This is a genomic window from Streptomyces sp. NPDC058683 (assembly GCF_042716195.1).
In the GTDB taxonomy this organism is placed as follows: Bacteria; Actinomycetota; Actinomycetes; order Streptomycetales; family Streptomycetaceae; genus Streptomyces.
The window spans coordinates 84,116-107,548 of sequence record NZ_JBHXSK010000002.1; the positions used below are offsets into that span (position 1 = coordinate 84,116).

The 23,433-nt window shown below is 71.4% G+C and carries 19 protein-coding genes; 5 read left to right on the top strand and 14 right to left on the bottom strand.

Annotated elements, in window-relative coordinates; translation table 11 throughout:
• Window positions 1–86 precede the first annotated feature (86 nt).
• The 3 genes from ACFWXC_RS02510 (at window position 87) to ACFWXC_RS02520 (ending at window position 2,100) form a co-directional block, all read left to right on the top strand.
• Window positions 87–635, top strand: coding sequence for a sigma-70 family RNA polymerase sigma factor (locus ACFWXC_RS02510; RefSeq protein WP_351703654.1), 549 nt, complete (start codon window positions 87–89; stop codon window positions 633–635).
• Between the two features lie 144 nt (window positions 636–779).
• Entirely contained in the window at window positions 780–1,295 is a 516-nt protein-coding gene (locus tag ACFWXC_RS02515) for a hypothetical protein (protein WP_384471792.1), read from the top strand.
• Window positions 1,296–1,443: 148 nt separating this feature from the next.
• Window positions 1,444–2,100: a zf-HC2 domain-containing protein gene (locus ACFWXC_RS02520; protein ID WP_384471795.1), complete on the top strand. Its 657-nt coding sequence runs from the start codon at window positions 1,444–1,446 to the stop codon at window positions 2,098–2,100.
• A gap of 7 nt (window positions 2,101–2,107) precedes the next feature.
• On the opposite strand, the gene ACFWXC_RS02525 is transcribed toward ACFWXC_RS02520, so the two are convergent.
• Both ACFWXC_RS02525 and ACFWXC_RS02530 read right to left on the bottom strand, forming a co-directional pair.
• On the bottom strand, window positions 2,108–2,971 hold the full coding sequence (locus tag ACFWXC_RS02525) for an Fpg/Nei family DNA glycosylase (RefSeq protein WP_384471798.1): 864 nt from the start codon (window positions 2,969–2,971) through the stop codon (window positions 2,108–2,110).
• A 31-nt stretch (window positions 2,972–3,002) separates the two neighbouring features.
• Complete coding sequence (locus ACFWXC_RS02530; protein ID WP_384471801.1) at window positions 3,003–5,093, bottom strand: SpoIIE family protein phosphatase; 2,091 nt, start codon at window positions 5,091–5,093, stop codon at window positions 3,003–3,005.
• Window positions 5,094–5,251: 158 nt separating this feature from the next.
• On the opposite strand from ACFWXC_RS02530, the gene ACFWXC_RS02535 reads away from it, so the two are divergent.
• Window positions 5,252–6,673 (top strand): lipase maturation factor family protein, encoded by a 1,422-nt coding sequence (locus tag ACFWXC_RS02535; RefSeq protein WP_384471804.1) that lies wholly within the window; start codon window positions 5,252–5,254, stop codon window positions 6,671–6,673.
• Here the strand turns inward: ACFWXC_RS02535 and ACFWXC_RS02540 are convergent.
• The 7 genes from ACFWXC_RS02540 to ACFWXC_RS02570 all read right to left on the bottom strand — a co-directional run bounded on the left by ACFWXC_RS02540 (window position 6,661) and on the right by ACFWXC_RS02570 (window position 14,350).
• Window positions 6,661–7,491 (bottom strand): amidohydrolase family protein, encoded by an 831-nt coding sequence (locus ACFWXC_RS02540; RefSeq protein ID WP_384471807.1) that lies wholly within the window; start codon window positions 7,489–7,491, stop codon window positions 6,661–6,663. The two genes, ACFWXC_RS02535 and ACFWXC_RS02540, sit on opposite strands and share 13 nt — an antisense overlap.
• Before the next feature lie 82 nt (window positions 7,492–7,573).
• A complete protein-coding gene (locus ACFWXC_RS02545) occupies window positions 7,574–8,560 on the bottom strand; it encodes an aldo/keto reductase (RefSeq protein WP_384471810.1) in 987 nt (328 codons plus the stop codon).
• On the bottom strand, window positions 8,557–9,312 hold the full coding sequence (locus ACFWXC_RS02550; RefSeq protein ID WP_384471813.1) for an SDR family NAD(P)-dependent oxidoreductase: 756 nt from the start codon (window positions 9,310–9,312) through the stop codon (window positions 8,557–8,559). Before ACFWXC_RS02550 ends, ACFWXC_RS02545 begins: the two co-directional genes overlap by 4 nt.
• Entirely contained in the window at window positions 9,309–10,682 is a 1,374-nt protein-coding gene (locus ACFWXC_RS02555; RefSeq protein ID WP_384471816.1) for an L-fuconate dehydratase, read from the bottom strand. The genes ACFWXC_RS02550 and ACFWXC_RS02555 overlap by 4 nt, the downstream gene beginning before the upstream one ends.
• A 41-nt stretch (window positions 10,683–10,723) precedes the next feature.
• Window positions 10,724–11,758: an ABC transporter permease gene (locus ACFWXC_RS02560; RefSeq protein WP_351744224.1), complete on the bottom strand. Its 1,035-nt coding sequence runs from the start codon at window positions 11,756–11,758 to the stop codon at window positions 10,724–10,726.
• A complete protein-coding gene (locus tag ACFWXC_RS02565) occupies window positions 11,751–13,283 on the bottom strand; it encodes a sugar ABC transporter ATP-binding protein (RefSeq protein ID WP_384471819.1) in 1,533 nt (510 codons plus the stop codon). The genes ACFWXC_RS02560 and ACFWXC_RS02565 overlap by 8 nt, the downstream gene beginning before the upstream one ends.
• Window positions 13,280–14,350, bottom strand: coding sequence for a sugar ABC transporter substrate-binding protein (locus ACFWXC_RS02570; RefSeq protein ID WP_384471822.1), 1,071 nt, complete (start codon window positions 14,348–14,350; stop codon window positions 13,280–13,282). Before ACFWXC_RS02570 ends, ACFWXC_RS02565 begins: the two co-directional genes overlap by 4 nt.
• Before the next feature lie 178 nt (window positions 14,351–14,528).
• On the opposite strand from ACFWXC_RS02570, the gene ACFWXC_RS02575 reads away from it, so the two are divergent.
• Window positions 14,529–15,230, top strand: coding sequence for a FadR/GntR family transcriptional regulator (locus tag ACFWXC_RS02575; protein WP_384472501.1), 702 nt, complete (start codon window positions 14,529–14,531; stop codon window positions 15,228–15,230).
• 82 nt (window positions 15,231–15,312) lie between these two features.
• Here ACFWXC_RS02575 and ACFWXC_RS02580 read toward each other — a convergent pair whose 3' ends face one another.
• From ACFWXC_RS02580 to ACFWXC_RS02600, 5 genes are read right to left on the bottom strand one after another with little or no spacing between them, the layout of a single operon-like run.
• Entirely contained in the window at window positions 15,313–18,327 is a 3,015-nt protein-coding gene (locus ACFWXC_RS02580) for an alpha-mannosidase (protein WP_384471825.1), read from the bottom strand.
• A gap of 28 nt (window positions 18,328–18,355) precedes the next feature.
• A complete protein-coding gene (locus ACFWXC_RS02585) occupies window positions 18,356–20,413 on the bottom strand; it encodes an endo-beta-N-acetylglucosaminidase (protein ID WP_384471828.1) in 2,058 nt (685 codons plus the stop codon).
• Window positions 20,410–21,657, bottom strand: a complete 1,248-nt coding sequence (locus ACFWXC_RS02590) for a glycosyl hydrolase (RefSeq protein ID WP_384471831.1) — start codon at window positions 21,655–21,657, stop codon at window positions 20,410–20,412. Before ACFWXC_RS02590 ends, ACFWXC_RS02585 begins: the two co-directional genes overlap by 4 nt.
• Before the next feature lie 25 nt (window positions 21,658–21,682).
• The gene (locus tag ACFWXC_RS02595) at window positions 21,683–22,549 is read right to left on the bottom strand and encodes a carbohydrate ABC transporter permease (RefSeq protein ID WP_384471833.1); all 867 of its coding nucleotides are present in this window, start codon (window positions 22,547–22,549) and stop codon (window positions 21,683–21,685) included.
• On the bottom strand, window positions 22,546–23,433 hold the full coding sequence (locus ACFWXC_RS02600) for a carbohydrate ABC transporter permease (RefSeq protein ID WP_384471836.1): 888 nt from the start codon (window positions 23,431–23,433) through the stop codon (window positions 22,546–22,548). Before ACFWXC_RS02600 ends, ACFWXC_RS02595 begins: the two co-directional genes overlap by 4 nt.

The window sequence follows — 23,433 nt, forward strand, 5'->3', positions numbered from 1 at the left end:
CACCGTTCGCCGACGCGATCGACCGTCCGCCGCAGACCCCTGTGCGCCCCCTGTCCCCCGGCCCGGCCCTGCGATGCCATACGGCCATGACGGCCGGAACCACCCTTCCCGACGGGACGACGACCGCCGAGCACGAGCTCGCCGCACTCCAGCGCGAGCACGGCCGCCCGCTCTTCGCGCTGCTGCTGCGGCTCAGCGACGGGGACCGGCAACGGGCCGAGGACCTCGTGCAGGAGACCCTCGTACGCGCCTGGCAGCACCCCGAGGCACTGCGCGCCGACGACTTCGACTCCGTCCTGCCCTGGCTGCTGACGGTCGGCCGGCGGCTCGCCATCGACGCACGCCGGGCCCGGCAGGCACGGCCGCCCGAGGTGCACGACGCCGTCCTGGAGAACACCCGGGCCATCGGCGACCACGCCGAACGCGCCGCCGCGGCGCTGGACGTACGGGAGGCTGTGAAGACTCTCACCCCGGAACACCGTGAAGTCCTGGTGCTGGTGTATTTCCAAGGGGCGAGTGTTGCGGAGGCCGCGGAGACCCTCGGCATTCCACCCGGTACCGTGAAGTCGCGGGCGTACTACGCGCTGCGCGCCTTGCGTCGGGTTCTGCCCGGTTATGCACCCGACCTGCGATGAAACCGTAAGCCAGGTCAAACCTCGGTAAAGCGCCTTGCTGAGGACCGTGTTTGAGCAATCAGCTGTCTTCATCCGTGTTCCGCACCGGGAGAGGGACGGACCCGGGGTCGGGGCCACGCGCGCACCGGAGGAAGGCAGGACGGGATGCTGCACAGAGGTCAAGAGAGCACGGACGGGGCCGGGAGCGGGGAACTGGCGGTCCCGATGGCCTGGTTGTATGCCGAGTACATCGCCGACGAGCTGCTGCGCACCGGCGATCTCATGCCGCCGACGTCCTTCGAGTTCCGGGCCGGCCGGGACGCACTGGCGCTGACGATCTTCCTCTCCGACACGGACGGCGAACTGTCGGGCATCCGGGTCGTGTCCCAGTTGGAGAACTGGCTTTCGCTCACGGCGTACGACCAGCCGTGGCAGGACTGGGTGGGGGAACATATGTCCAGACTGGCCGCCGAGGCGATCGAGTCGGGCGGGCCGTCACCCGATCTGGATCTGGCCACGGACGCCTGGCGCTGGCTGGAGGAGACCGAGCTGCTCGCGCCCGACCTGGACGCGGTACCGGGCGGCGGCTCGGTGTTCGGCGAGGACGACGGACCGAAGGTGTGGACCCCCGCCTGGCGGCTCGGTCTGCCCCTCGGGCATCTCGCCATCCATCTTTTTTGAATCGGCACCAATCCGCGGGCCCGGCCGCTCCGAATCCGTTGATTACGATTCTGTACGTGCCTTGAGTGAAACAGCGGCCGACTGCGTACGGGTGGGAGCAAGGAGCAATGAGTAACCCCCACCCGCACTCACGGCACGAGGATTCGGCATGAGGTCCCTGGAAAGGCATCGCGACGTCGGCGCGTACGCGCTCGGCGTGCTGGACGAGGCGGAGGCCTTCCGCTTCGAGGACCATCTCATGGAGTGCCCGAGCTGCTCGGCACACGTGACCGAGTTCGGCCCGGCGGCACGGCAGTTGATGCTGTACCGCAGGGCCACGCCGCGCTTCGTGCACCCCATGGCCCAGCCCGGTCCCCGGCTGCTGGACCGGCTGCTCGCCGAGGTCGCGACCCGGCACCGGGCCAAGCGCCGCAGGCTGCTGTACGGCCTCGCCGCCTCGGTGGTGTTCGCGGTCGTCGGCCCCGGCATCGTGGCGTACGCCGGTCATGACGCCCCGCCGGCCGTACAGGTCACCGCCGCCACCGACACGCAGTCGGGCGTGTGGGCGCAGGTGAAGTCGGCGGACACGGAGTCGGGCAGCACGATCGAGCTGCAGGTGAAGGACGCCGACGGGCCGCGCTCCTGCCGGCTGGTCGCGGTCGGCCGGGACGGCTCCGAGCAGATCGTGACCACCTGGGCCGAGCGGGACCACGACGACCGGGTGTCCACCATGACGGGCGGCTCCTCGATGCACCCCGACGAGATCGACCGCTACGAGGTGCGCAACGCCGACGGGCAGCGCCTGGTGACCCTGGACCCCAAGTGAGCGCCGGTCACTTGAGCAGCCGGGACATCCGGCGGTCCGCGAGCGGCTTGCCGCCCGTCTGGCAGGTCGGGCAGTACTGCAGCGAGGAGTCGCTGAAGGAGACCTCGCGGATGGTGTCGCCGCAGACCGGGCACGGCTCGCCGGTCCGGCCGTGGACGCGCAGGCCGCTCTTCTTCTCCGACTTGAGCCGGCCCGCCGCCAGGCCGTGGGAGCGCTCCACCGCCTCGGTGAGGGTGGTGCGCAGCGCCTCGTACAGCCCGTGGACCTCCTCGGGCGTCAGGGACGCGGCCAGCCTGAACGGCGACATCTTCGCCGCGTGCAGGATCTCGTCACTGTAGGCGTTGCCCACTCCGGCGATCAGGCTCTGGTCGCGCAGGGCGCCCTTGAGCTGCCGCCGCTCGTCCCCCAGCAGGGCGGCCAGCCGGGCCTCGTCGAAGTCGGCGGCGAGCGGGTCCGGGCCGAGCCGCGCGATACCGGGTACCTCCCGCGGGTCACGGACGATGTACACGGCGAGCTTCTTCTGGGTGCCGGCCTCGGTGAGGTCGAAGCCCGCGCCGGTCTCCAGGGCCACCCGCAGGGCGAGTGGGCCCTTCCCGGGGCGGGGCGGTCCGTCCGGCAGCCGGTCCTTCCAGTGGAGCCAGCCCGCCCGGGCCAGATGGGTGATGAAGCGCAGGCCGCCGCCGCCCTCGATGTCCAGGAACTTGCCGTGCCGGTGCACGGCGACGACCTCGCTGCCCTCGAAGGCGCCGACGGGCGGGTCGTACGTCTTCAGGACGCTGATGGCGACCGGCAGGACGCGCACGACCTCGTGGCCGACCAGGTTGTCGGTCAGGAAGTCCTTGAGCGCTTCGACCTCGGGCAGTTCGGGCATGCGTCCAGGGTGCCACCCGTGGCCCCGGGGGTCAGGCGGGCTCCGGCATCCGGAACTCGCACCAGACCGCCTTGCCGCCGCCACGTGCCTCCACGCCCCACACGTCGGCGATCTCGTCGACCAGCAGCAGGCCCCGCCCCGACACCCCGTCCTCCCCCGCCTCACGCCGGCGCGGCAGGGCGCTGGAGGAGTCCTCGACCTCGACGCGGAGCCGGCGGTCGCCGCCGCCGAGCACCCTGAGGGTGACGATCGCGGAGCCTTCGGTGTGCATCAGCGCGTTGGTGATCAGCTCGTCGGCTACCAGCTCGATCTCGTCGGCGCGGTCCCCGGCGCCCCAGGCCCGGACGGCGGCGCGGATCATGTGCCGGGCCAGGGTGAGCGCCTCCGGATCGCCGGAGGCCACATGCTGCTGGAGGCGGCCGACGGCCTGCGCGGCGTCCGGGCCGCGGCGGCGCAGCAGGAGCAGGGCCACGTCGTCGTCGCCACCCCGCTCCTCGGCGATCTCGATCAGCCGGTCGGCGAGCTTCCGCACGTCCTCCGGCCCCTCGGTGACCTGCCGGATCAGGGACCGCATCCCGTCCCCCAGATCGGTGCCCGGCTGCTCGACCAGCCCGTCGGTGCACAGCAGCAGCGTCTCGCCGGAGTCGAGCTCCAGGGTGGACACCGGATATTCGAGGCTCTTGAACTCGGCGGACAGGCCGAGCGGCAGCCCGCCCTCCACGGGGACCCGCCGGCAGCTTCCGTCGGCACCGCGGACCAGCGGGTCGATGTGGCCGGCTCGGACCACCTGGACGACGCCGGTGGCGAGGTCGGCCTCGGCGTACAGGCAGGTGGCGAAGCGGTCGGTGTCGAGCTCGTTCAGGAAGACGGAGGCGCGGGCCATCACGGTGGCCGGGGCGTGGCCCTCGGCGGCGTAGGCGCGCAGCACGATCCGCAGCTGGCCCATGACGGCCGCCGCGTGCGTGTCGTGCCCCTGGACGTCGCCGATGACGGCGCCGACCCGGCCGCCGGGCAGCGGGATCAGGTCGTACCAGTCACCGCCGATGTCCCGGCCCAGGGCGCCGCCGGCGGTCGGCGAGCGGTAACGGACGGCGATGTCGGCACCGCGCACGCTGGGGATGGTGCGCGGCAGCATCGCCTGCTGGAGTCCCTGGGCGAGATCCTTCTCCTGCTCGTAGAGCATGGCCCGCTGCAGGCTCTGCGCGATGCTGCTGCCGAGGGCGACCAGGACGGCACGTTCCTCGGTGGAGAAGCCGAGCCGGTCGTTGTAGAGCAGGCCCATGGCGCCGATCGGGCGGGCCTGGGCGATCAGCGGGAGATAGGCGGCCGAGGTGATGTGCAGCTCGGTGATGTGCGGCCACAGTATCGGGTACCCCTCGGCGAACTCCTCCGGTGACTCGATGAAGCGCGGGCCGAGGGTCCGCACCACCTCGCCCATCGGATAGGGCTCGTCTATCCGGGTGATCCGGGTACCGGGCACGAAGCTGCCCGCCGGCCCCTCCGCGACCAGCCGGATCCGGCCGGCCTCGACCAGGCCCATCACCAGGCTGGTCGCGCCCAGGTTGGGGATGCCCTGGGTGTCCTTGAGGGCGTCGATGACGTCCTGGACGCTGCGGGCGTGCGCGAGGGCCGCGGTGACCACCTGGACGACGCCGGACTGCTGGCGCAGCGCCTGGTCCTGGGCGGCCCGCAGGCTGCGCGCCTCGCTGTCCTCCAGCTCCTGGGTGGCGTCCCGGACCACGCCGACGACCCGGCGCGGACGGCCGGTCTCGTCACGCCTGATGTAGCCCTGGGTGTGGGTCCAGCGCGGGGTGCCGTCGCGGCGGCGGATGCGGAAGTACGCCCCGTAGTTCTCGCTGCCGTCCTTGATGGCCTGGGCCACCACCCCGTCCAGCCGGATCCCCTCCGCCAGGGGTACCCGGACGGCGAGGCTCTCGGGGTGCCCGTCGTACTCCTCGGGGGTCAGGTCGAACACCTCGTACGCCTGGGCGTCCATGTGGAACAGACCGGCGTCCAGGTCCCAGTCGAAGGTGCCCAGACGGTTGAGCGCCAGGATCGGGTGGTCCGGGTGGGCGGGCCAGTCGTCCGGGAGAGACGGAGCGCTCGCTCCCCGATCAGCCATGGGGCCACCTTGCCAGGGGAACCCCAACCGGGCAATTTCTCACATATTGTCCACTTCACCCGCTCGGGTTACGCGGCCGGACAGACGCGGTACACAGGGTGACAGGCCCTTTCCCGACACCGGGGCCGCAGGCCGGAGAGAGGCAGGGGCGCACGGCCGTGGACTGGTTCACCGCATCCGGGTACTGGCTGAGCCGGCTGGTCTTCCAGCGGGCGCTGGCCGGCGTGTATCTCGTCGCGTTCCTGGTGGCGGCGCTCCAGTTCCGGGCCCTGCTGGGCGAGCGCGGGATGCTGCCGATCCCGAGGTTCGTCGACCGGGTCCCCTTCCGGCGGGCGCCGAGCCTCTTCTACCTGCACTACTCGGACCGCTTCTTCGCGGCCTGCGCCTGGGCGGGCTGCGCGGTGTCGGCGGCGCTGCTGGCCGGGCTGGACTCCCGGCTCCCGCTGTGGGCCGCGATGGTGCTGTGGCTGGTCCCCTGGGCCCTGTATCTCTCGATCGTCAACGTCGGCCAGACCTGGTACGCGTTCGGCTGGGAGTCGCTGCTCCTGGAGGTCGGTTTCCTCGCCGTCTTCCTCGGCAACGACGAGGTGGCCCCGCCGGTCGTCGTCCTGTTCCTGCTGCGCTGGATCCTGTTCCGGGTGGAGTTCGGGGCGGGTCTGATCAAGATGCGCGGGGACGCCTGCTGGCGCAAGCTGACCTGCCTCGACTACCACCACGAGACCCAGCCGATGCCGGGCCCGCTGAGCTGGTTCTTCCACCACCTCCCGAAGCCGGTGCACCGGGCGGAGGTGGCCGCGAACCACGTCACCCAGCTCGTGGTCCCCGTCCTGCTGTTCACCCCCCAGCCGATCGCGACGGCGGCCGCGTCGCTGATGATCCTCACCCAGCTGTGGCTGGTGGTCTCCGGCAACTTCTCCTGGCTGAACTGGATCACCATCGTGCTGGCCCTCTCGGCGCTCCGGCTCCCCGCGGACCACACCTCCGCGCCGCCGGCCCCGCTCTGGTACGAGATCGTCGTCCTCGCCGTGGCCGCGCTGCTGCTCTTCCTGAGCTACCGCCCGGTGGTGAACATGGTCTCGCGCCGCCAGGTCATGAACCGCTCCTTCGACCCGCTGCACCTGGTCAACACCTACGGCGCGTTCGGCAGTGTCAGCCGGGTGCGGTACGAGGTGGTGGTCGAGGGCACGCTGGACGAGGCACCGCGCGAGGACGCGGACTGGCGGGAGTACGAGTTCAAGGGCAAGCCCGGCGATCCACGGCACTGGCCGCGCCAGTTCGCGCCCTACCACCTGCGCCTGGACTGGCTGATGTGGTTCGCCGCCCTCTCCCCCGCGTACGCCGGCGACTGGTTCGGCGGCCTGATGGAGCGCCTCCTGGAGAACGACCGCGACACGCTACGGCTGCTGCGCCGCTCCCCCTTCCCGCCCGACCGCCCCCCGCGCTTCGTCCGCGCCCGCCTCTTCCGCTACCGCTACACCAGTTGGCGGGAGCTGCGGGAGACGGGCGCGTGCTGGGAGCGGACCTACGTGCGGGAGTTCATGCCGCCGACGCGGCTGGCGGGGGCGGCTCAGAGGCCGTAGACGCGGGTGGCGGTGGTCTCGAAGACACGGGTGCGTTCGCCGGGGCCGATCAGCTGCTGTGCCGCGTCGAAGACTTCGGCGTACGTCCCGGCCAGGACGCACACCGGCCAGTCCGAGCCGAACATCAGGCGGTCCGGGCCGAAGGCGTCCAGGACCGTCTCGGCGTACGGGCGGAGGTCCTCGACCGTCCAGGAGGCGGGGTCGGCCTCCGTGACCATGCCGGAGAGTTTGCACACGGTGTTGGGCAGGGCGGCGAGGGCGCGTACCGCGGTGGCCCAGGGGTCGAGGTCTCCGGAGGCGATCGGCGGTTTGCCCAGGTGGTCGAGTACGAAGGTGAGCTGGGGGTGGGAGTCGGCCGCCTTGACGGCGGCCGGCAGCTGGTGGGCCTGTACGACCAGGTCGTAGACGAGGCCTGCGTCGGCGATCGCGGCCAGGCCCCGGTGGACGTCCGGGCGCAGCAGCCACTCCGGGTCCGGTTCGCCCTGGACCTGGTGGCGGATGCCCTTCAGGTAGGCACCGCCGGGGAGTTCGCTGAGTCGGGCGAGTTCGTCGGCGATCGCCGGGTCGGTCAGGTCGGTCCAGCCCACGACGCCGGCGACCAGGTCGTGGGTGTCGGCCAGGGCCAGGAACTCGGGGGTCTCCTCCGGGACGGTGACCGTCTGGACGAGGACCGTGCGGGTGACACCGGCCGCCCGAGCCTCGGGTTCGAGGTCCTCGACGGTGAAGTTCCTTCTGAGCGGCTGGAGTTCCGGTCCCGTGATCCAGTCCTGGTCCCGTACCGAGAGGTCCCAGACGTGGTGGTGGGCGTCGACGGTCATGGCAGCTCCCCTGCGACGGGCAGACCGGTGTCCGTGCCTGCCTCGGAGTGGTCGTGGACGATGTCGAGCAGCAGGGCGGCTCTCATGACGGCTCCTCCGCCGGGAGCGGGGTGTCCGCGCGCAGGAGTCCGCTGTCGCGCAGTTCCTGCCAGAAGGCGGCGGGGACCGGGGTGGCGAACTGCTGTGCCCCGTCCGCGATCTCCGCCGCCGAGCGGGCACCGACCAGCACGCTCGCCACGGCCGGGTGGGCGGCGCAGAAGGCGAGGGCGGCCGCGCGGAGCGTGCTGCCGTACCGTTCGGCGAGTGCCTTCAGGCGCAGGGCGCGGGCGAGCAACTCGTCGGAGACCTGGGCGTAGTTGTAGGTGGCGGCCGGCTTGGGGTCGGCCAGCAGGCCGGAGTTGAAGGCCCCGCCGATCACCACCGACGTACCGCGTTCCTCGGCGGCCGGGAGCAGATCGGCCAGGGCGCTCTGGTCGAGGAGGGTGTAGCGGCCGGCGCACAGCACCACGTCGATGTCGGTGTCGCGGACGAACCGGGTGAGCATGGCCGTCTGGTTCATGCCGGCGCCGATCGCACCGACGACGCCCTCGGAGCGGAGCTTCTCCAGGGCCGGGTAGCCCTCGTGGAAGGCCTGTTCGGCGTGGTCGTCGGGGTCGTGGAGGTAGACCACGTCGACCCGGTCGAGCCCGAGTCGCTCCAGGCTCGCCTCCAGGGTGCGGCGGATGCCGTCGGCGCTGAAGTCCCAGACCCGGCGGTAGGTGTCGGGCACGGCGAAGCCGTGGGCGAGGTCGTCGCCGTCCCCGGGCCCCGGCTCCAGGCGGCGGCCGACCTTGGTGGAGAGGGCGTAGGCGTCCCGGTCGTACTCCCGCAGCGCCTCGCCGAGCCGCCGTTCGGACAGGCCGAGGCCGTAGTGGGGTGCGGTGTCGAAGTAGCGGATGCCCTGCTGCCAGGCGGTGGTGACCGTGTCGTGGGCCTGCTGGTCGGGGACTTCGGTGTACAGGTTGCCGATCACGGCGGCGCCGAGGCCCAGGGGGCCGACCCGGACGCCGCTTCGGCCGAGGGTGCTCACTGGCCCGCCGGGCGCAGCCTGAGGCCCTGCATGCCGCCGTCGACGGCAAGGGAGGTGCCGGTGGTGGCGCCGGACAGCGGGCTCGCCAAGTAGGCGATGGCGCCGGCGACCTCGGCGGCGGAGACCAGGCGGCCGGAGGGCTGGCGGGCCGCCAGGGCGGCACGTTCGGCGGCCGGGTCGGGAGCCTTGTCGAGGAGGCGGCCGACCCACGGGGTGTCCGCCGTACCGGGGTTGACGCAGTTGACGCGGACGCCCTCGCGCAGGTGGTCGGCGGCCATGGCCAGGGTGAGCGAGTACACGGCGCCCTTGGTGGCGCTGTACAGGGCGCGTTGCGGCAGCCCTGCGGTGGCGGCGATGGAGCAGGTGTTGACGATCGCCGCGTAGTCCGAGGCGCGCAGGTGCGGGAGGGCCGCGCGGGCGGTGCGGACCATGCCGAGGACGTTGACGTCGAAGACGCGGCGCCATTCGTCGTCGTCGTTGTCCTCGACCGTGCCCTGGGCGCCGATGCCGGCGTTGTTGACCAGCACGTCGAGGCCGCCGAGGGCCTCCACCGCGCTCTGCACGGCCGTACGCACGGAGGCGTCGTCGGTGACGTCGGCCCGGAAGCCGAGCAGCGGCTTCTCGACGGCCGACGGGTCCAGGTCAAGGACGGCGACCTGGGCGCCGCGCTCGGCGAGGAGTTCGGCGGTGGCCCGGCCGATCCCGGAGGCCCCGCCGGTGACCAGTGCTTTCAGGCCCTCGAAGTCGGTCATGCCGCCTGTCCCTTCTGCTTCTGCGTGTGCGTCTGTGTCTGCGTCTGTGCGTCGGCGGCCCAGAAGGTGCCGCCCGGATAGGTGTACTCCGCGATGGACTCCGGTCGCATGGCGGCGGAGAAGCCCGGTGCGGTGGGTGCCGTGTAGTGACCCTCCCTGATCACCACCGGGTCGCGGAAGTGGTCGTGCAGATGATCGACGTACTCGATGACCCGGTCGTCGGTGGTGCCGGCGACCGCGAGGTAGTCGAACATCGAGAGGTGCTGGACGAGTTCGCACAGTCCGACACCGCCCGCGTGCGGGCAGACGGGGACACCGAACTTGGCGGCGAGCAGCAGGATGGCGAGGTTCTCGTTGACGCCGGCGACCCGGGCCGCGTCGATCTGGACGATGTCGAGGGCGCCGGCCTGGAGCAGCTGCTTGAACACGATGCGGTTCTGCACGTGTTCGCCGGTGGCGACCTTGACCGGGGTCACCGCCCGGCGGATGGCGGCATGGCCGAGGATGTCGTCGGGGCTGGTGGGCTCCTCGATCCAGTACGGGTCGAACTCGGAGAGCGCCTTGGTCCAGCGGATCGCCTCGTCGACGTTCCAGCGCTGGTTGGCGTCGATGGCCATCCGGATGTCCGGGCCGACCACCGCGCGGGCCACCCGGCAGCGCCGGATGTCGTCCTCCAGGTCGGCGCCGACCTTCAGCTTGATCTGCCGGAAGCCGTCGGCGACCGCCTGGGCGGCGAGCCGGGTGAGCTTCTCGTCGTCGTAGCCGAGCCAGCCGGCGGAGGTGGTGTAGGCGGGGAAGCCGATCTCCAGCAGCCGGGCCCGGCGCTCGTCGGCGCCTTCGCGGGCGCGCCGGAGGATACCGAGGGCCTCCTCGGGGGTGAGGGCGTCGGTGAGGTAGCGGAAGTCGATCTGCCGGACGATCCACTCGGGTTCGGCGTCGGCGAGCAGCTGCCACAGCGGCTTGCCGGCCCGGCGCGCGGCCAGGTCCCACACCGCGTTGGTCACCGCCCCGATCGCCATGTGCATCACGCCCTTCTCGGGGCCGAGCCAGCGCAGCTGGCTGTCGCCGATCAGGTCCTGGTAGAGGGTTGCGGGGTCGTCGCAGATCTCGTCGACCGGGCGGCCGAGCACATGGTTTCGCAGCGCGTCGATCGCGGCGACCTGGACGTCGTTGCCCCGCCCGATGGTGAACGTGAACCCGTGTCCCTCGTGCCCGTCGGCCGCGTCGGTGCGCAGCACGACATAGGCCGCCGAGTAGTCGGGGTCCGGGTTCATCGCGTCGGAGCCGTCCAGCTCGCGCGAGGTGGGGAAGCGGATGTCGTAGGTCTCGAGCGCGGTGACGCGACTGGAGGGGCCGGGGCTCGGGGACACGGATTGCCTTTCCGTCGGGGGTAGTTCGGGACGCGGGTCGATCAGTCCTGGGCCCGTCCCGTGGTGACACGGGCGATCATGAGGGCGACGAGGATGATGCCGCCGTAGATCGCCTGGATCCAGAACGACGGGACCTGCGCCAGGGTGAGCAGGTTCTGGACGACCCCCAGGAGGAGTACGCCGGTCAGGGCGCCGAACATGGTGCCCTTGCCGCCGTCCAGGCTGATGCCGCCGATCACCGCCGCCGCCATCACCGTGAAGATCATGTTGTTGCCCTGGTTGGCGCTGATCGCGCCGACGTAGCCGGTCTGCATGATCCCGCCGACGGAGGCGAGGACACCCGCGACGACGGAGACGCCCAGCACCACCCGGTCGACGCGGATACCGGCCGCGCGGGCCGCCTCCGCGTTGCCGCCGATCGCGTACAGGGCGCGGCCGACCCGGTGGTACTTGAGGATCAGCCCGGCCACGCCGAAGGCGACCGCGGCCAGCCACACCGACAGCGGAACCCGCAGGAAGGTGGAGGTGGCCAGGGAGAAGAACGCGTCGGGCATGCCGAACAGCGTCTTGCCCTTGGTGGCGCCGACGAGCAGCCCGCGCAGCACGATCAGCATGGCGAGGGTGACGATGAAGGCGTTGAGCTTGAACTTCACCACCAGGACGCCGTTGAAGGCGCCGATGACGCCGCCGACGACGAGGACGGCGACCAGGGCGAGCCCGGCCGGCCACCCGGTGCCCCAGCCGGACTCCGCGGTGGGCAGCACCAGCAGGGCGCCGACGGCGGGGGCGATGCCGACCACCGACTCCAGGGACAGGTCGATCTTGCCGGTGATCAGGATCAGCGACTCGGCGAGGACCACCATCGCCAGGGCCGCCGAGGCGCCCAGGATGGAGATCAGGTTCCGTTCGGTGAGGAACGAGTCGTTGACGATCGCACCGAGGATCAGGAGAACCAACAGCGCGGGAACTAGGGCGAGTTCACGGACCCGGCGGAGCAGCACGGTCTTGGCGGCTCGGGCGTCGGGAACGCGCACGGGGCCGGCGGTCGAGGCCGACGGGGCCTTCGTGTCAGCCATGGTCCACTCCTTCGGCCGGGGAGCCGGCTCCTGCGGGCATGGAGTCCACTCCTTCTATGGAGGCGATCAGCTCGTGGTCGCGCCAGCCCGCCGGGTGCTCGGCGACGACGCGACCGTGGAAGAGGACGAGGACGCGGTCGCAGCGGCGCAGGTCGTCGAGTTCGTCGGAGACGACCAGCACGGCGGTGCCGTCCTCGCGGGCGTTGTCCATGCGGGCGAGCAGCGACTCCTTGGACTTCACGTCGACGCCCGCGGTGGGGTTGATCAGGACGAGCAGCCGGGGGTCGGAGGCGAGGGCGCGGGCCATGACGACCTTCTGCGCGTTGCCGCCGGACAGGTCGGAGACGGGCTGCTCGGGTCCCTCGGTGTGGATGTCGAGGCGCTCGATCAGCTCGTCGGCGAAGCGGCGCTTGCGGTCGCCGGCGATGAAACCGAAGCGGCCGAGCCGGTCGAGGACGCTCATGGTGGCGTTGTCGCCGATGCTCATGCCGAAGACCAGTCCCTGCCCGTGCCGGTCGCGCGGCACACAGCCGACGCCGGCCTTCAGGGCGGCTTTCACATCGCCGAACGGCAGCCCCTCGCCGTCGAGGCGGGCGGCTCCCGCGGTCGGGGTGTACAGCCCGGCGAAGGACTCCGCCAGCTCGATCTTGCCGCTGCCGCTGGATCCGGCGATCCCGACGACCTCGCCCCGGCGCACGGTGAGGTCGATGTCCTGGTAGGTCGGCGAAGTCAGCCCCCGCGCGTCCAGCACGACGGGGGACTCGTCCGCCACCGCCTCGCGGCTGTGGTCCTGCTCGGCGATCGACTCCCCCGCCATGGCCTCCACCAGGGCCCGGCGCGGGAGTTCGGCGACGGACGCGGTGGTGATCCAGCGGGCGTCGCGCAGCACGGTGACGGTCTGGCAGACCTCGTAGACCTCCTGGAGGTGGTGCGAGATGAACAGGAAGGTCACGCCCGAGTCCTGGAGCGCCCGCATCCGGCTGAACAGCCGCTCGATCTCCCGGTTGTCGAGCTGGGCGGTCGGCTCGTCGAGCACGATGAACCGGGCGCCGAAGCTCAACGCCCGCGCGATCTCGACCATTTGGCGGTCCTCGACCTTGAGGTCGGCGGTGCGCGCCTCGGGGTCGACATGGACGTCCCAGGTGTCGAGCAGCGCGGCCGCCTCGCTCCTCAGCCGCCGCCAGCTGATGAGACCCCGGTGCAGCGGCTGCCGGTTGATGAACAGGTTCTCGGCGACCGTCAGCTCGGGTACGACGGTGGGCTTCTGGTAGACGCAGGCGACCTTGCTCCGCCAGGCGTCCCGGTCGGCGAGCGGAGGCGCGGGCTCGCCGTCGAAACGGACCGTGCCCTCGTCCGGGGCCTGGAGGCCGGTGAGGACGCTGACCAGGGTGGACTTGCCGGCGCCGTTGCGGCCGACGAGGGCGTGGGACTCGCCGGGCAGCACGGTGAGCCGGCCGTCGGCGAGGGCGACGGTGGGGCCGTACCGCTTGACGATGTCCCGGGCCTCAACAAGTGGCGTGCTCATTTGACCGTGTTGCCCCACAGCTTCGGGTCGTCGACGTTGTCCTTGGTGACGAGCGGCGCGGGGAGCTGGTCCTCCAGGATGCCGCTGGGCAGCTTGACGATCGTCGAGTCGTGGTCGGTCGGGCCGGGCTTGAACGTCTTCCCCTCCATCGCCGCCTTGATGTAGTACATGCCGTACTTGGCGTAGGCGTCGGCGGGCTGGGAGACGGTCGCGTCGATCTCGCCCTTGCGGATGGCGTCGAACTCCTGCGGGATGCCGTCGTTGGAGACGATCGCTATGTGCCCGCTCTGCCCGGCCGTCTTGAGCATGCCCTTGGACTTCAGGGTCTGCAGGGTCGGGGCGAGGTAGACACCGCCGGCCTGCATGTAGATGCCCTTGATGTCGGGGTTGGCGTTGAGGAGCGTGTCCAGCTTGGACGCGGCCGTGTCGGACTCCCACTTGGCGGGGATCTCCAGCACCTTGAGCTTCGGGTACTTCGTCTTCACGCAGTCCCGGAACGCCTCGGAGCGGTCCCGGCCGTTCACCGAGGCCAGGTCGCCCATGATCTGCACGACCTTGCCGCTGGTGACGTGCTGGCCGAGGTACTCGCAGGCCTTGGTGCCGTACGCGACGTTGTCGGCGCGCACCACCATGGCGACCTTGCCCTTGTCGGGCGCCACGTCCACGGCGACCACCGGCACGCCCTTGCGCTCGGCCTGGTCGAGACCCGCCTCGATGGCCGCACTGTCCAGCGGGGCGACGACCAGCCCCTTCACACCCTGGTTCAGCTCGTTGTTGATGTCGGTGATCTGCTGGGAGGGGTCGCTGTTGGAGTTGACCGTCTTCAGCGCCTCGACACCCTCCGACTTCGCCATCTTGGGCACGTAGTCGTTGTACGACTGCCAGAACGGCGAGGTCAGCAGGGGCAGGATCACCCCGACCTTGCCGGTGCCGCCGCCTCCGGCACTGCCGCTGCCGGTGTCCTTGGTACTGCCGCATGCGGCGAGCACGAGCGAGGCGCCGACGGCCACGGCCGTCGCGCCGATGATCCGGTACCTGTTCCGCTTCCCCAGTGTTCTGCCGGGCATCTGGCAGCTCCTCATCGAGCGTGTTCGAGCAGATGCCCGCATACTTATCAGACCACTCGGCGCCTTCAACACCCTCCGGACGCGTTTTTTCGGCGATTCGCGCCGTAGTGGTCCGACCACATCGCTGGTTAGACTGCGGCGCACCGGCGACAGGAGGAACGGTGTGGACGCGAGCGGTGTGGACGGGCCGGCCCCGCAGAAGGGCACGGTGACGCAGCGCGCCATCGAGCGGATCAAGGCGATGATCGGGGAGGGCCGCCTGGAGCCGGGCCAGCGGCTGCCGACGGAACGGGATCTCGCCGCCCAGCTGGGCATGTCCCGCAGCTCCATGCGCGAGGCGATCCGCGCGCTGACGGTCCTGGGCGTCCTGGAGGCCCGGCACGGCTCCGGCATCTACGTCACCCAGCTGGAGGCGGGTGACCTGCTGGAGACGTTCGGGGTGGTCGCCGATCTGTCACGCGGGCCGCAGCTGGTGGAGTTGCTGGAGGTACGCCGGGTCCTGGAGTCGACGGCGACGGCGCTGGCCGCCGCGCGGATCACGGCCGATCAACTGGCCGAGGTCGAGAAGCACTTGACGGCGATGAACGCCACGGACGACCCGGAGGAGATCCTCGCCCACGACCTCGCGTTCCACCGGGTGATCGCCGGCGCCGCCGGGAACGACACGATGGCCGCGATCCTGGAGGGGCTGTCGTCGCGGACGTTCCGGGCCCGGGTGTGGCGGGGGTTTCAGGAAGAGGGGGCGTTCGCGCGGACGCGGCGGGAGCACGCGGCGATCCACCGGGCCCTCGTCGCCCGGGATCCGGAGGCGGCGAGGGCTGCGGCGGCTTCGCATGTGGGTGAGGTGGAGCAGTGGTTGCGGGTGCAGCTACGGGGGTAGGCCGAGGGTTTTCGGGTGCGGGTGCGTTGTGGCTGGTCGCGCCCACGCGGCGGTAGCCGCATATCGATACAGCCCCGCGCCCCTAAAGGGGCGTGAAGCGCAGCGTCTTCAGTTCGAACGGACGCAGTTGCAGCTTGACAGTGTTACCCACGTGCTCCGCCTGCTCAGGCAACGGTCGCTCCAGCAAGTCCGTCGCCCGGACCTCCGCGATCTCGAAGCCCGTCGTCAGGGTCGCGCGTGCCCGGCCCCCGTGCGCCTCGTGGAACCGCACGACCACGTCCCCGCTGCCGTCGTCGGCCAGCTTCACCGCCGTGATGACGACCGCGTCGTTGTCGACCGTGACCAGCGGGGCCACCTCCCGCGCACCCGTCAGCCGGCGCTCCGGCACGTTGATCCGCCAGCCCTCCCGCACCGCGTCCGCGATTCCCGCGCCCGGCACCAGCGCGTGCCGGAAGCGGTGGACGCCCTGGTCGGTCTCGGGGTCGGGGAAGCGCGGGGCGCGCAGCAGGGAGACGCGGACCGTGGTCGTCGTGCCCCGGTCGCGGTCCGTACGGACCGCGCGGGTCACGTCGTGGCCGTACGTGGAGTCGTTGACGATCGCCACACCCCAGCCCGGCTCGTCCAGGTGGATGAAGCGGTGGTTGCAGGCCTCGAACTTCGCCGCCTCCCATGACGTGTTGGTGTGGGTCGGGCGGTGGAAGTGGCCGAACTGGGTCTCCGACGCATAGCGTTCGGCGTGCAGGTCCAGCGGGAAGGCCAGCTTCAGGAACTTCTCCGTCTCGTGCCAGTCCACCTCCGTGTCGATCAGCAGCCGGCGCTCGCCCGGCGGCAGCGACAGCACCTGGGTGACGCGGGAGGAGCCGAAGGACCGTGCGATGCGGACCGAACGGCCGTCCTCGCCGACCGACAACTCATCGGTGTCGGTGAGGTCCGTGACCGCGTTGCGGTAGAAGGCGTCGACGTCCCAGGCGTCCCACATGTTCGGGAAGTCCGGGTGGAGCTGGAGCAGGTTGGCGGCCGCACCGGGGGCGATGGTCTCCCGGTCGGCGGCGAGGTCGTACGCGGACACGACCAGGCCCCGGGCGTCGATCTCGATCCGCAGCAGGCCGTTGGAGAGGATCCGGCCGCCCCCGGGCCGCTCCGACACCGTCACCTCCTCGGGCCGCTGCTCCTCGCCGGCGCCCCCGGCGGGGATGCCGTGGTGACCGTGCGGCGCCGCGTTGAACAGGAGGGGCCGGTCGCCCTCCCCCGCCAGGGCCCGCTGTGCCGCGTCGATGATCTCGTCGAGTTCGGCGGCGACCCGTTGATAGGTCGCCCGGGCCTCGCGGTGCACCCACGCGATCGAGGAACCGGGCAGGATGTCGTGGAACTGGTGGAGCAGGACCGTCTTCCAGATCCGGTCCAGCTCCTCGTACGGGTAGGCGAACCCGGTCCGCACGGCGGCTGTCGCCGCCCACATCTCGGCCTCCCGCAGGAGGTGTTCGCTGCGCCGGTTGCCCTGCTTGGTCCTGGCCTGGCTGGTGAGGGTGGCACGGTGGAGTTCGAGATAGAGCTCGCCCACCCAGACGGGCGGGTCCGGGTATTCGGCCTCCGCCTTCCGGAAGAACTCCGTCGGCGTCTCCCAGACGACCGCCGGCGAGCCCTCCAGGTCCCGTACCCGGGCCGCCTTCGCGACCATCTCCCGGGTCGTGCCCCCGCCGCCGTCACCCCAGCCGGTCGGCGCGAGGGAGTGCCGGGCGCGGCCCTTGTCCTTGAAGTTGCGGGTGGCGTGGGCGAGTTCGCTGCCCTTCATGGAGCAGTTGTAGGTGTCGACGGGCGGGAAGTGCGTGAAGATCCGGGTGCCGTCGATGCCCTCCCACTGGAAGGTGTGGTGGGGGAACTTGTTCGTCTGGGACCAGGAGATCTTCTGGGTGAGGAGCCGGGTGGAGCCCGCCGCCCTGATGATCTGCGGGAGCCCGGCGGCGAAGCCGAAGGTGTCCGGCAGCCACGCCTCGTCGTTCTCGACGCCGAACTCGTCCAGGAAGAACCGCTTCCCGTGCACGAACTGACGGGCCATCGCCTCCGAACCCGGCATGTTGGTGTCCGACTCCACCCACATCCCCCCGGCCGGCACGAACCGCCCGTCCGCGACCGCCTTCTTCACCCGCGCCCACACCTCGGGCCGGTGCTCCTTCACCCACGCCCACTGCTGGGCCTGGGACATGGCGAACACGAAATCGGGCTCGTCCTCGATGAGGGCGGTCATGTTGGCGGTCGTACGGGCCACCTTGCGGACCGTCTCGCGCAACGGCCACAGCCACGCCGAGTCGATGTGCGCGTGACCGACCGCGCTGATCCGGTGCGCGGAGGGGGCCGCGGGGACGGACAGGACGTCGGTGAGCCGTGCACGCGCCTGCTCCGCCGTGCCGTTGACGTCCTGGAGGTCGATGGCGTCCAGGGCCCGCTCGACCGCGCGCAGGATCTCCCAGCGGCGTTGTGCGTCCGCCGGCAGCTCGGCCATCAGCTCGCCGAGCACCTCCAGGTCGAGCACCAGCTGCCACACGGTCTCGTCGAAGACGGCGAGGTCCATCCGGGTGAGCGTGTACTGCGGCTCGTGCCCGGCGGTGTCCTTGTCGCCCAGCCAGGTGGGCCGGAAGGGGTGGTAGTCGAGGATGACGGGGTTGGAGGCGGCCTCGATGTGCAGCCGCACCTGCTCGCCGCCCGCCACCGGGGCGCCGATCCGGACCCACTGGTTGCGCGGGTTGAGGCCCTTCACCGGGGTGCCGTCGGGCCGGTAGACCAGGCCCTCGCACTGGAAGCCGGGCATGTTCTCGTCGAATCCGAGGTCGAGCAGGGCCTCCACGGTCCGCCCGGCCCACTCCTCGGGGACGGTTCCGGTCACCCGGAACCAGCTGGTGCCCCACGGAGCACCCCACCGGGCGCCCACCTCGATCGGCCCGGGCTCGGCCGCGAGCCCTTCGTCGACCGGCACGGGCTCGCCGGGCGCGTGCCACACGGCGACGTCGAGCGGCACGGACTCGGGGTACACGGCGGGGCGGATGCGCTCGTCGAGGACGCGCCTGAGGCGGGCTTCCACCAAGCTGCGGTCGTCATGCATGTGGGGTGCTCCGTTTGTTCGTTACCGGTTACCAGGTGTGCGTGACGGTCACGGGGTCCGACGAGGTGTACAGCTCCCCTACGGCACGCACTTCGAACCGTGCCGTCGCCTCGCCCTGCTCCGGCTGGAGCCCGGTCAGGTAGTAGGCCCGCTGGCCGGTGGCGCCGAGGAAGCGCCGGGTGCCGTCGGGGAGCAGCCGGTGCAGGGTGTAGTGCCGTGTGGCTGACGCCATTGCTTCGTCGACGGCCCCGGGCGCCGCGCTCCAGGCGAGGCGGAGGGAACCTCCGTCGGCCGCTGTGACCTGCGGGTCGGCGGGAGCGGCGGGGGTGCTCACCGCCTCCCGTACGGCTATGGCGCCGAGCCGCCACTGCACGGGCCCGCCGGTCGCGGTGAGCCGGACACCGAGGGCGTGGACGGTGCCGGAGAGACCGGTGAGCGGGACGGTCGCGGTCGTCCAGCCGTCGCCCGCGTCCACCGGCAGATAGGTGTACGGCGGTGCCGCACCGGCGCTGCCCGGCTCGGCGGTGGCGACGGCGAGCTCGACGTCCACGCCACCAGAGTCGGTCCGGAAGGTCAGTTCGACAACCGTCTCTGCCGAGATCGGCAGCTGGGTCGCGTAGAGGTCCAGCACCACGGGCTGGTCCAGCGCACCGTTCACCAGCACGCTGCTGCCGCCCCGCCAGGCGTCCGCGAAGTCGAAGGTCACGGCCGGCCCGGTGCCCGCCGTCCGCACCGCCCACCGCCGGGACGGCAGCCGGTCCTGCAGACCGAGGTGGTTCCAGGCGGTGTCCGAGGTGACCTCGCCGTCCTCGTACCAGCGCAGCCCGTGCCCGGTGTTGAAGACGCTCGCGAACGGCACCGCCGACACCGTCGACCGGTCCGCCACCGACACGGCCGGCGCCCGCCAGGGATCCGTGCTGTCGGGCCGGGACGGATCCAGGGACCGCCCGGTCCAGAACCGGTCGTCGGCGGCGTGGAAGTCGCCGGGAGTGCGGCTCGCGGGGAGGTGGTTGCGCGTCCACTCGGGCCGGTAGAGACCGATCGAGGCGACGTGCGCCGAGCCGCTGGGCACGATCGCGTCCCAGTTCACGGAGGTGCTGGACCCGTTGGACTCGACGTCGACACCGGCCCACAGCTCATAGCGGCTGCGGCCGAGTTGGACTGCCTTGGTGCCCGAGGAGGCGAGCGTCGAGGTGCTCCAGCGGAAGTCCACGAACATGTCGTCGGCGGTCTGGAAGAAGGCCTGGTTCTGGCTGTTCAGGGCGCCCTGCCAGCTGACCGTCCCGTTCACGGTCATCGCGTCGTACCAGGTCACCCGCTGGCCCCGGGCGGCGGCGAGGGACTTCAGCTCGGTCATGAAACCGAGCATGGCGGTGCCGAGGGCGGTGTTGCCGCCGCCGGTCTCGGCGTTGACGAACCAGCCGTCGAAGCCGTAGGCGGCGGCCACCGCGACCAGCTGGGCGGCGAGCGGATAGTGCCCGGTGGCGTCCTGCTGGACCAGGTCGCGGGTCCACTGCAGCTGGCCGCCGTAGGCGGTGGGCGGCAGGAAGATGTTGCCGAGGACGGGCACGCCGTGCCGGTGGGCGGCGTCCACGATCGGCGCGTTCGGGGCGAGGACGATCCCCTCCCCCGCCGAGCCGCCCCAGAAGACCAGCTCGTCGAGGTAGGACCAGTGGGTGAGCGCGTAGTAGTCGGCGGTGGCCGCGCCCTGGGAGGGGTTGCTGGAGGTGGGTCCGAAGGACACCAGCGCCTGGACGCGGGCCTGCCCGGAGCGGGCGGTGGTGTTGGCCGGGGTCGGGGTGAAGCGGGCGGCGAGCGGCACGGAGGCGGCGTTGAAGGCCAGGTCGGCGTCGGTGGCCGCGCTCCAGTTCTTCAGGCTGTGCCAGGTGATACCGGTGCCGGGGCTGCCGGAGGGGAAGGAGTCCGGGTACCAGTAGGCGGCGTACGGCGGGGTGGCGGCCGCCGCCTCGGCCGCTGCCGCCGGCTCGGCCGCTGCCGCCGGCTCGGTCGCTGCCGTCGCCGGCAGTGAGCGGGCCAGGGCCGCCGCGGTGGCGGCGATCAGGACGGTACGTCTGCTGGGGTTCACGAGCCGGTGCCTCCTGGTGGGGTGGGGAGTACCTGATCGGGAGTGACGACCTCGGTGATGCCACGCGCGGCGAGATGGTCCTGGTCGTCCGCGCGGGTGTCGAGGACGGTGGTGGGGCGGGCGCCGTCGGCGACGAGCCGGAACCAGGCGTCGAAGATGGGGCCGCCGGGCGCGCACCGGGAGCGCCGGGCCGGGTCGGAGGGCACCACGAGCGCCGTGTCGCGCGCCTTCGCCGCCCTGGGCTCGGCCGCCGCGAGGGCGTGCGCGAGGTCCTTGGGTTTGCGGTCGTTGGTGAACAGCCCGAGCCCGTATTCGAGTTCGGGGAAGTCGGCGAGGCTCCGGCTGACGTCGTGCGAGCACCACCAGGTGACGCCCCACAGATCGGGGCAGTCCAGTACGGCGGTGAGGGTCGCCTCGGTGAACGCGGCCGCGTGCTCGGCGGGGATCAGCGGCGCGGGCGCGCCCACCTCCTGGAGCCATACCGGCCGGTGCGCGTCCTCGGCCCAGGCCTTGCTGAGCTCCACCAGATACGCGGCGTGCTGCTCGGTCTGCGGGGCGGTGCGGCCGTGGCGCTGGGCGGTGCCGTTGAACACCCAGGAGTGCACGGCGGTGACCTCGCCGAGGCGGGCCGAGTGGGCGGGAGTGAAGGGCTGGTCGTCCTGGTACCAGGCGGCGTCGTAGGAGGCATGCAGATGGAGCCGGCCGGGGGCGCCCTCGGCACAGGCGGCCAGCAGCCGTACCAGCCAGCGCTCCGCCTCCTCCTCGGTGGCCCGGTCCGGATCCGGATGCGGGCCGGCGGCGAACTGGTTGACCTCGTTGCCGACCGTCATGCCGATGAAGTTGGGCCGGTCCGCGAGCGCGGCGGCCAGGGTGCGGAGATAGGCGGCCTCCCCCGCCACGACCTCCGGGTCGGTGAAGAGGTTGCGCCGGTGCCAGGTCCGGGTCCAGGCCGGCAGGAAGTCGAAGCTGCTCAAGTGCCCTTGCAGTCCGTCCACGTTGACGTCGAGGCCGCGTTCGGCGGCCGCGTCGGCGAGGGCGACGAGCTGCTCCACGGCCCGCGGCCGGATCAGGGTGCGGTCGGGCTGGAAATAGGGCCACAGCGGAAAGACCCGGATGTGGTCGAGTCCCAGCGCGGCGATCGAGTCGAGGTCGGCGCGTACGGAGTCCAGGTCGAAGTCGAGCCAGTGGTGGAACCACCCTTCGCTGGGGGTGTAGTTGACGCCGAAGCGCACGGCCGGAGGCATGCGGTCTCCTTGCGGGAACGGGGGTTCAGCCTTTGACGGCGCCTTCGCCCACCCCGCGGAAGAAGTACCGCTGGAGGCAGGCGAACAGGGCGATGAGCGGGGCCACGGCGATCACGGTGCCGGCGGCGACCAGGCGTTCGTCGTTGGCGAAGGTGCCGTGCAGGTAGTTGAGGCCGATGGTGAGGGTGAACCTGGACGGGTCGCTGAGCACGATGAGCGGCCACAGGAAGTCGTCCCAGGCGCCCATGAAGGCGAAGATCGCGACGACGGCGACGGTGCCCTTGACCGACGGCAGGGCGATCCGCAGGAACCGCTGCCAGACATCGGCGCCGTCGACGTAGGCCGCCTCCTCGATCTCGTAGGGCAGGTTGAGGAAGGCGTTACGCATCAGCAGCACGTTCATGGCACCGATCGAGCCGGGCAGCACGACGCCGATCAGGGTGTTGTTGAGGCCGAGTTCCCGCATGGTGGTGAACTGGGCGATGATGATGCCCTCCACCGGCACGAGCATCGCGAGGATGAAGACGAGGGTGGCGATCCGGCGCCCCCGGTAGCGCAGCCGGGCCAGGGCGTATCCGGCGAGCGCCGAGCCGACGCAGTTGGTGACGACGCTGGCGCCCGCCACCTTCAGCGAGTTGAGGGCGTAGTCCCAGACGGGGATGGTGTCGGCGACCCGCTGGTAGTTGTGCAGGGTGGGGTGCTCGGGCAGGAAGCTCGGGGGCGAGCTGAAGATGTCCTCGGTCGGTCCCTTGAGCGAGGTGGACAGCTGCCACAGGAACGGTCCGACGGTGACCGCCAGCACGAGCAGCAACAGGGCGTAGCGCAGGACCAGTTCGCCGATCCGGATGCGGCGGCCGTGCTCGTCGGTGAGGCGGGCCCGGGATGCGCTCATGGGCGGTCCCTCCGGTCGGCGCGCAGCACCAGCAGCATCAGTGCGACGGTGACGACGAAGACCACGACGGAGAGCGCCGAGGCATAGCCGACCCGGCCGGTCAGTCCGGTGCCGGTCTGCTGGACGAGCATCACGAGGGTGGTGTCCTCGCCGGCCGGGCCGCCGTCCGGCCCGGCCATCAGGTACACCTCGGAGAACACCTTGAAGGCGGCGACCGAGGAGAGCGCCGCGACCAGCACCATCGTGGAGCGGACGGCGGGCACGGTGACGGAGAGGAAGCGGCGCACCGCCCCCGCGCCGTCCACGGCGGCGGCCTCGTGCAGCTCGCGCGGGACGTTGGCGAGCGCCGCCAGATAAATGATCATGTAGTAGCCGAGGCCCTTCCAGACCGTGACCGCCATCGCGCTGAGCAGGAGCAGCCACTGGTCGCTGAGGAAGCCGATCCGGCCGATCCCGACCGTCTCCAGGAGGGAGTTGACCAGGCCGCGTTCGTCGAGGAGCCAGACCCAGATGAGCCCGACCACGACGATCGAGGCGACGACCGGGGTGTAGAAGGCGGACCGGAAGAAGGTGATGCCCGGGATGTTCTTCTGGACCAGCAGCGCGAGCAGCAGCGGCAGGACGACCAGGGCAGGCACGACCACGACGATGTACAGCGTGCTGTTGCGCAGGCCGGTCCAGAACATGTCGTCGTGGATCAGCTCACGGAAGTTGGCGAGGCCGACGAACCGGCCGGGTATCAGGGTGCGGCGGTCGGTGAAGGAGTTGACCACCGTCGAGACGAAGGGATAGAGCACGAAGGCGCCGATGACCAGCAGCCCGGGAGCGGCGAACAGCCACGGACTGGTGGGCAGTTGACGCCGCACGCGGGACACGCCGGCCAT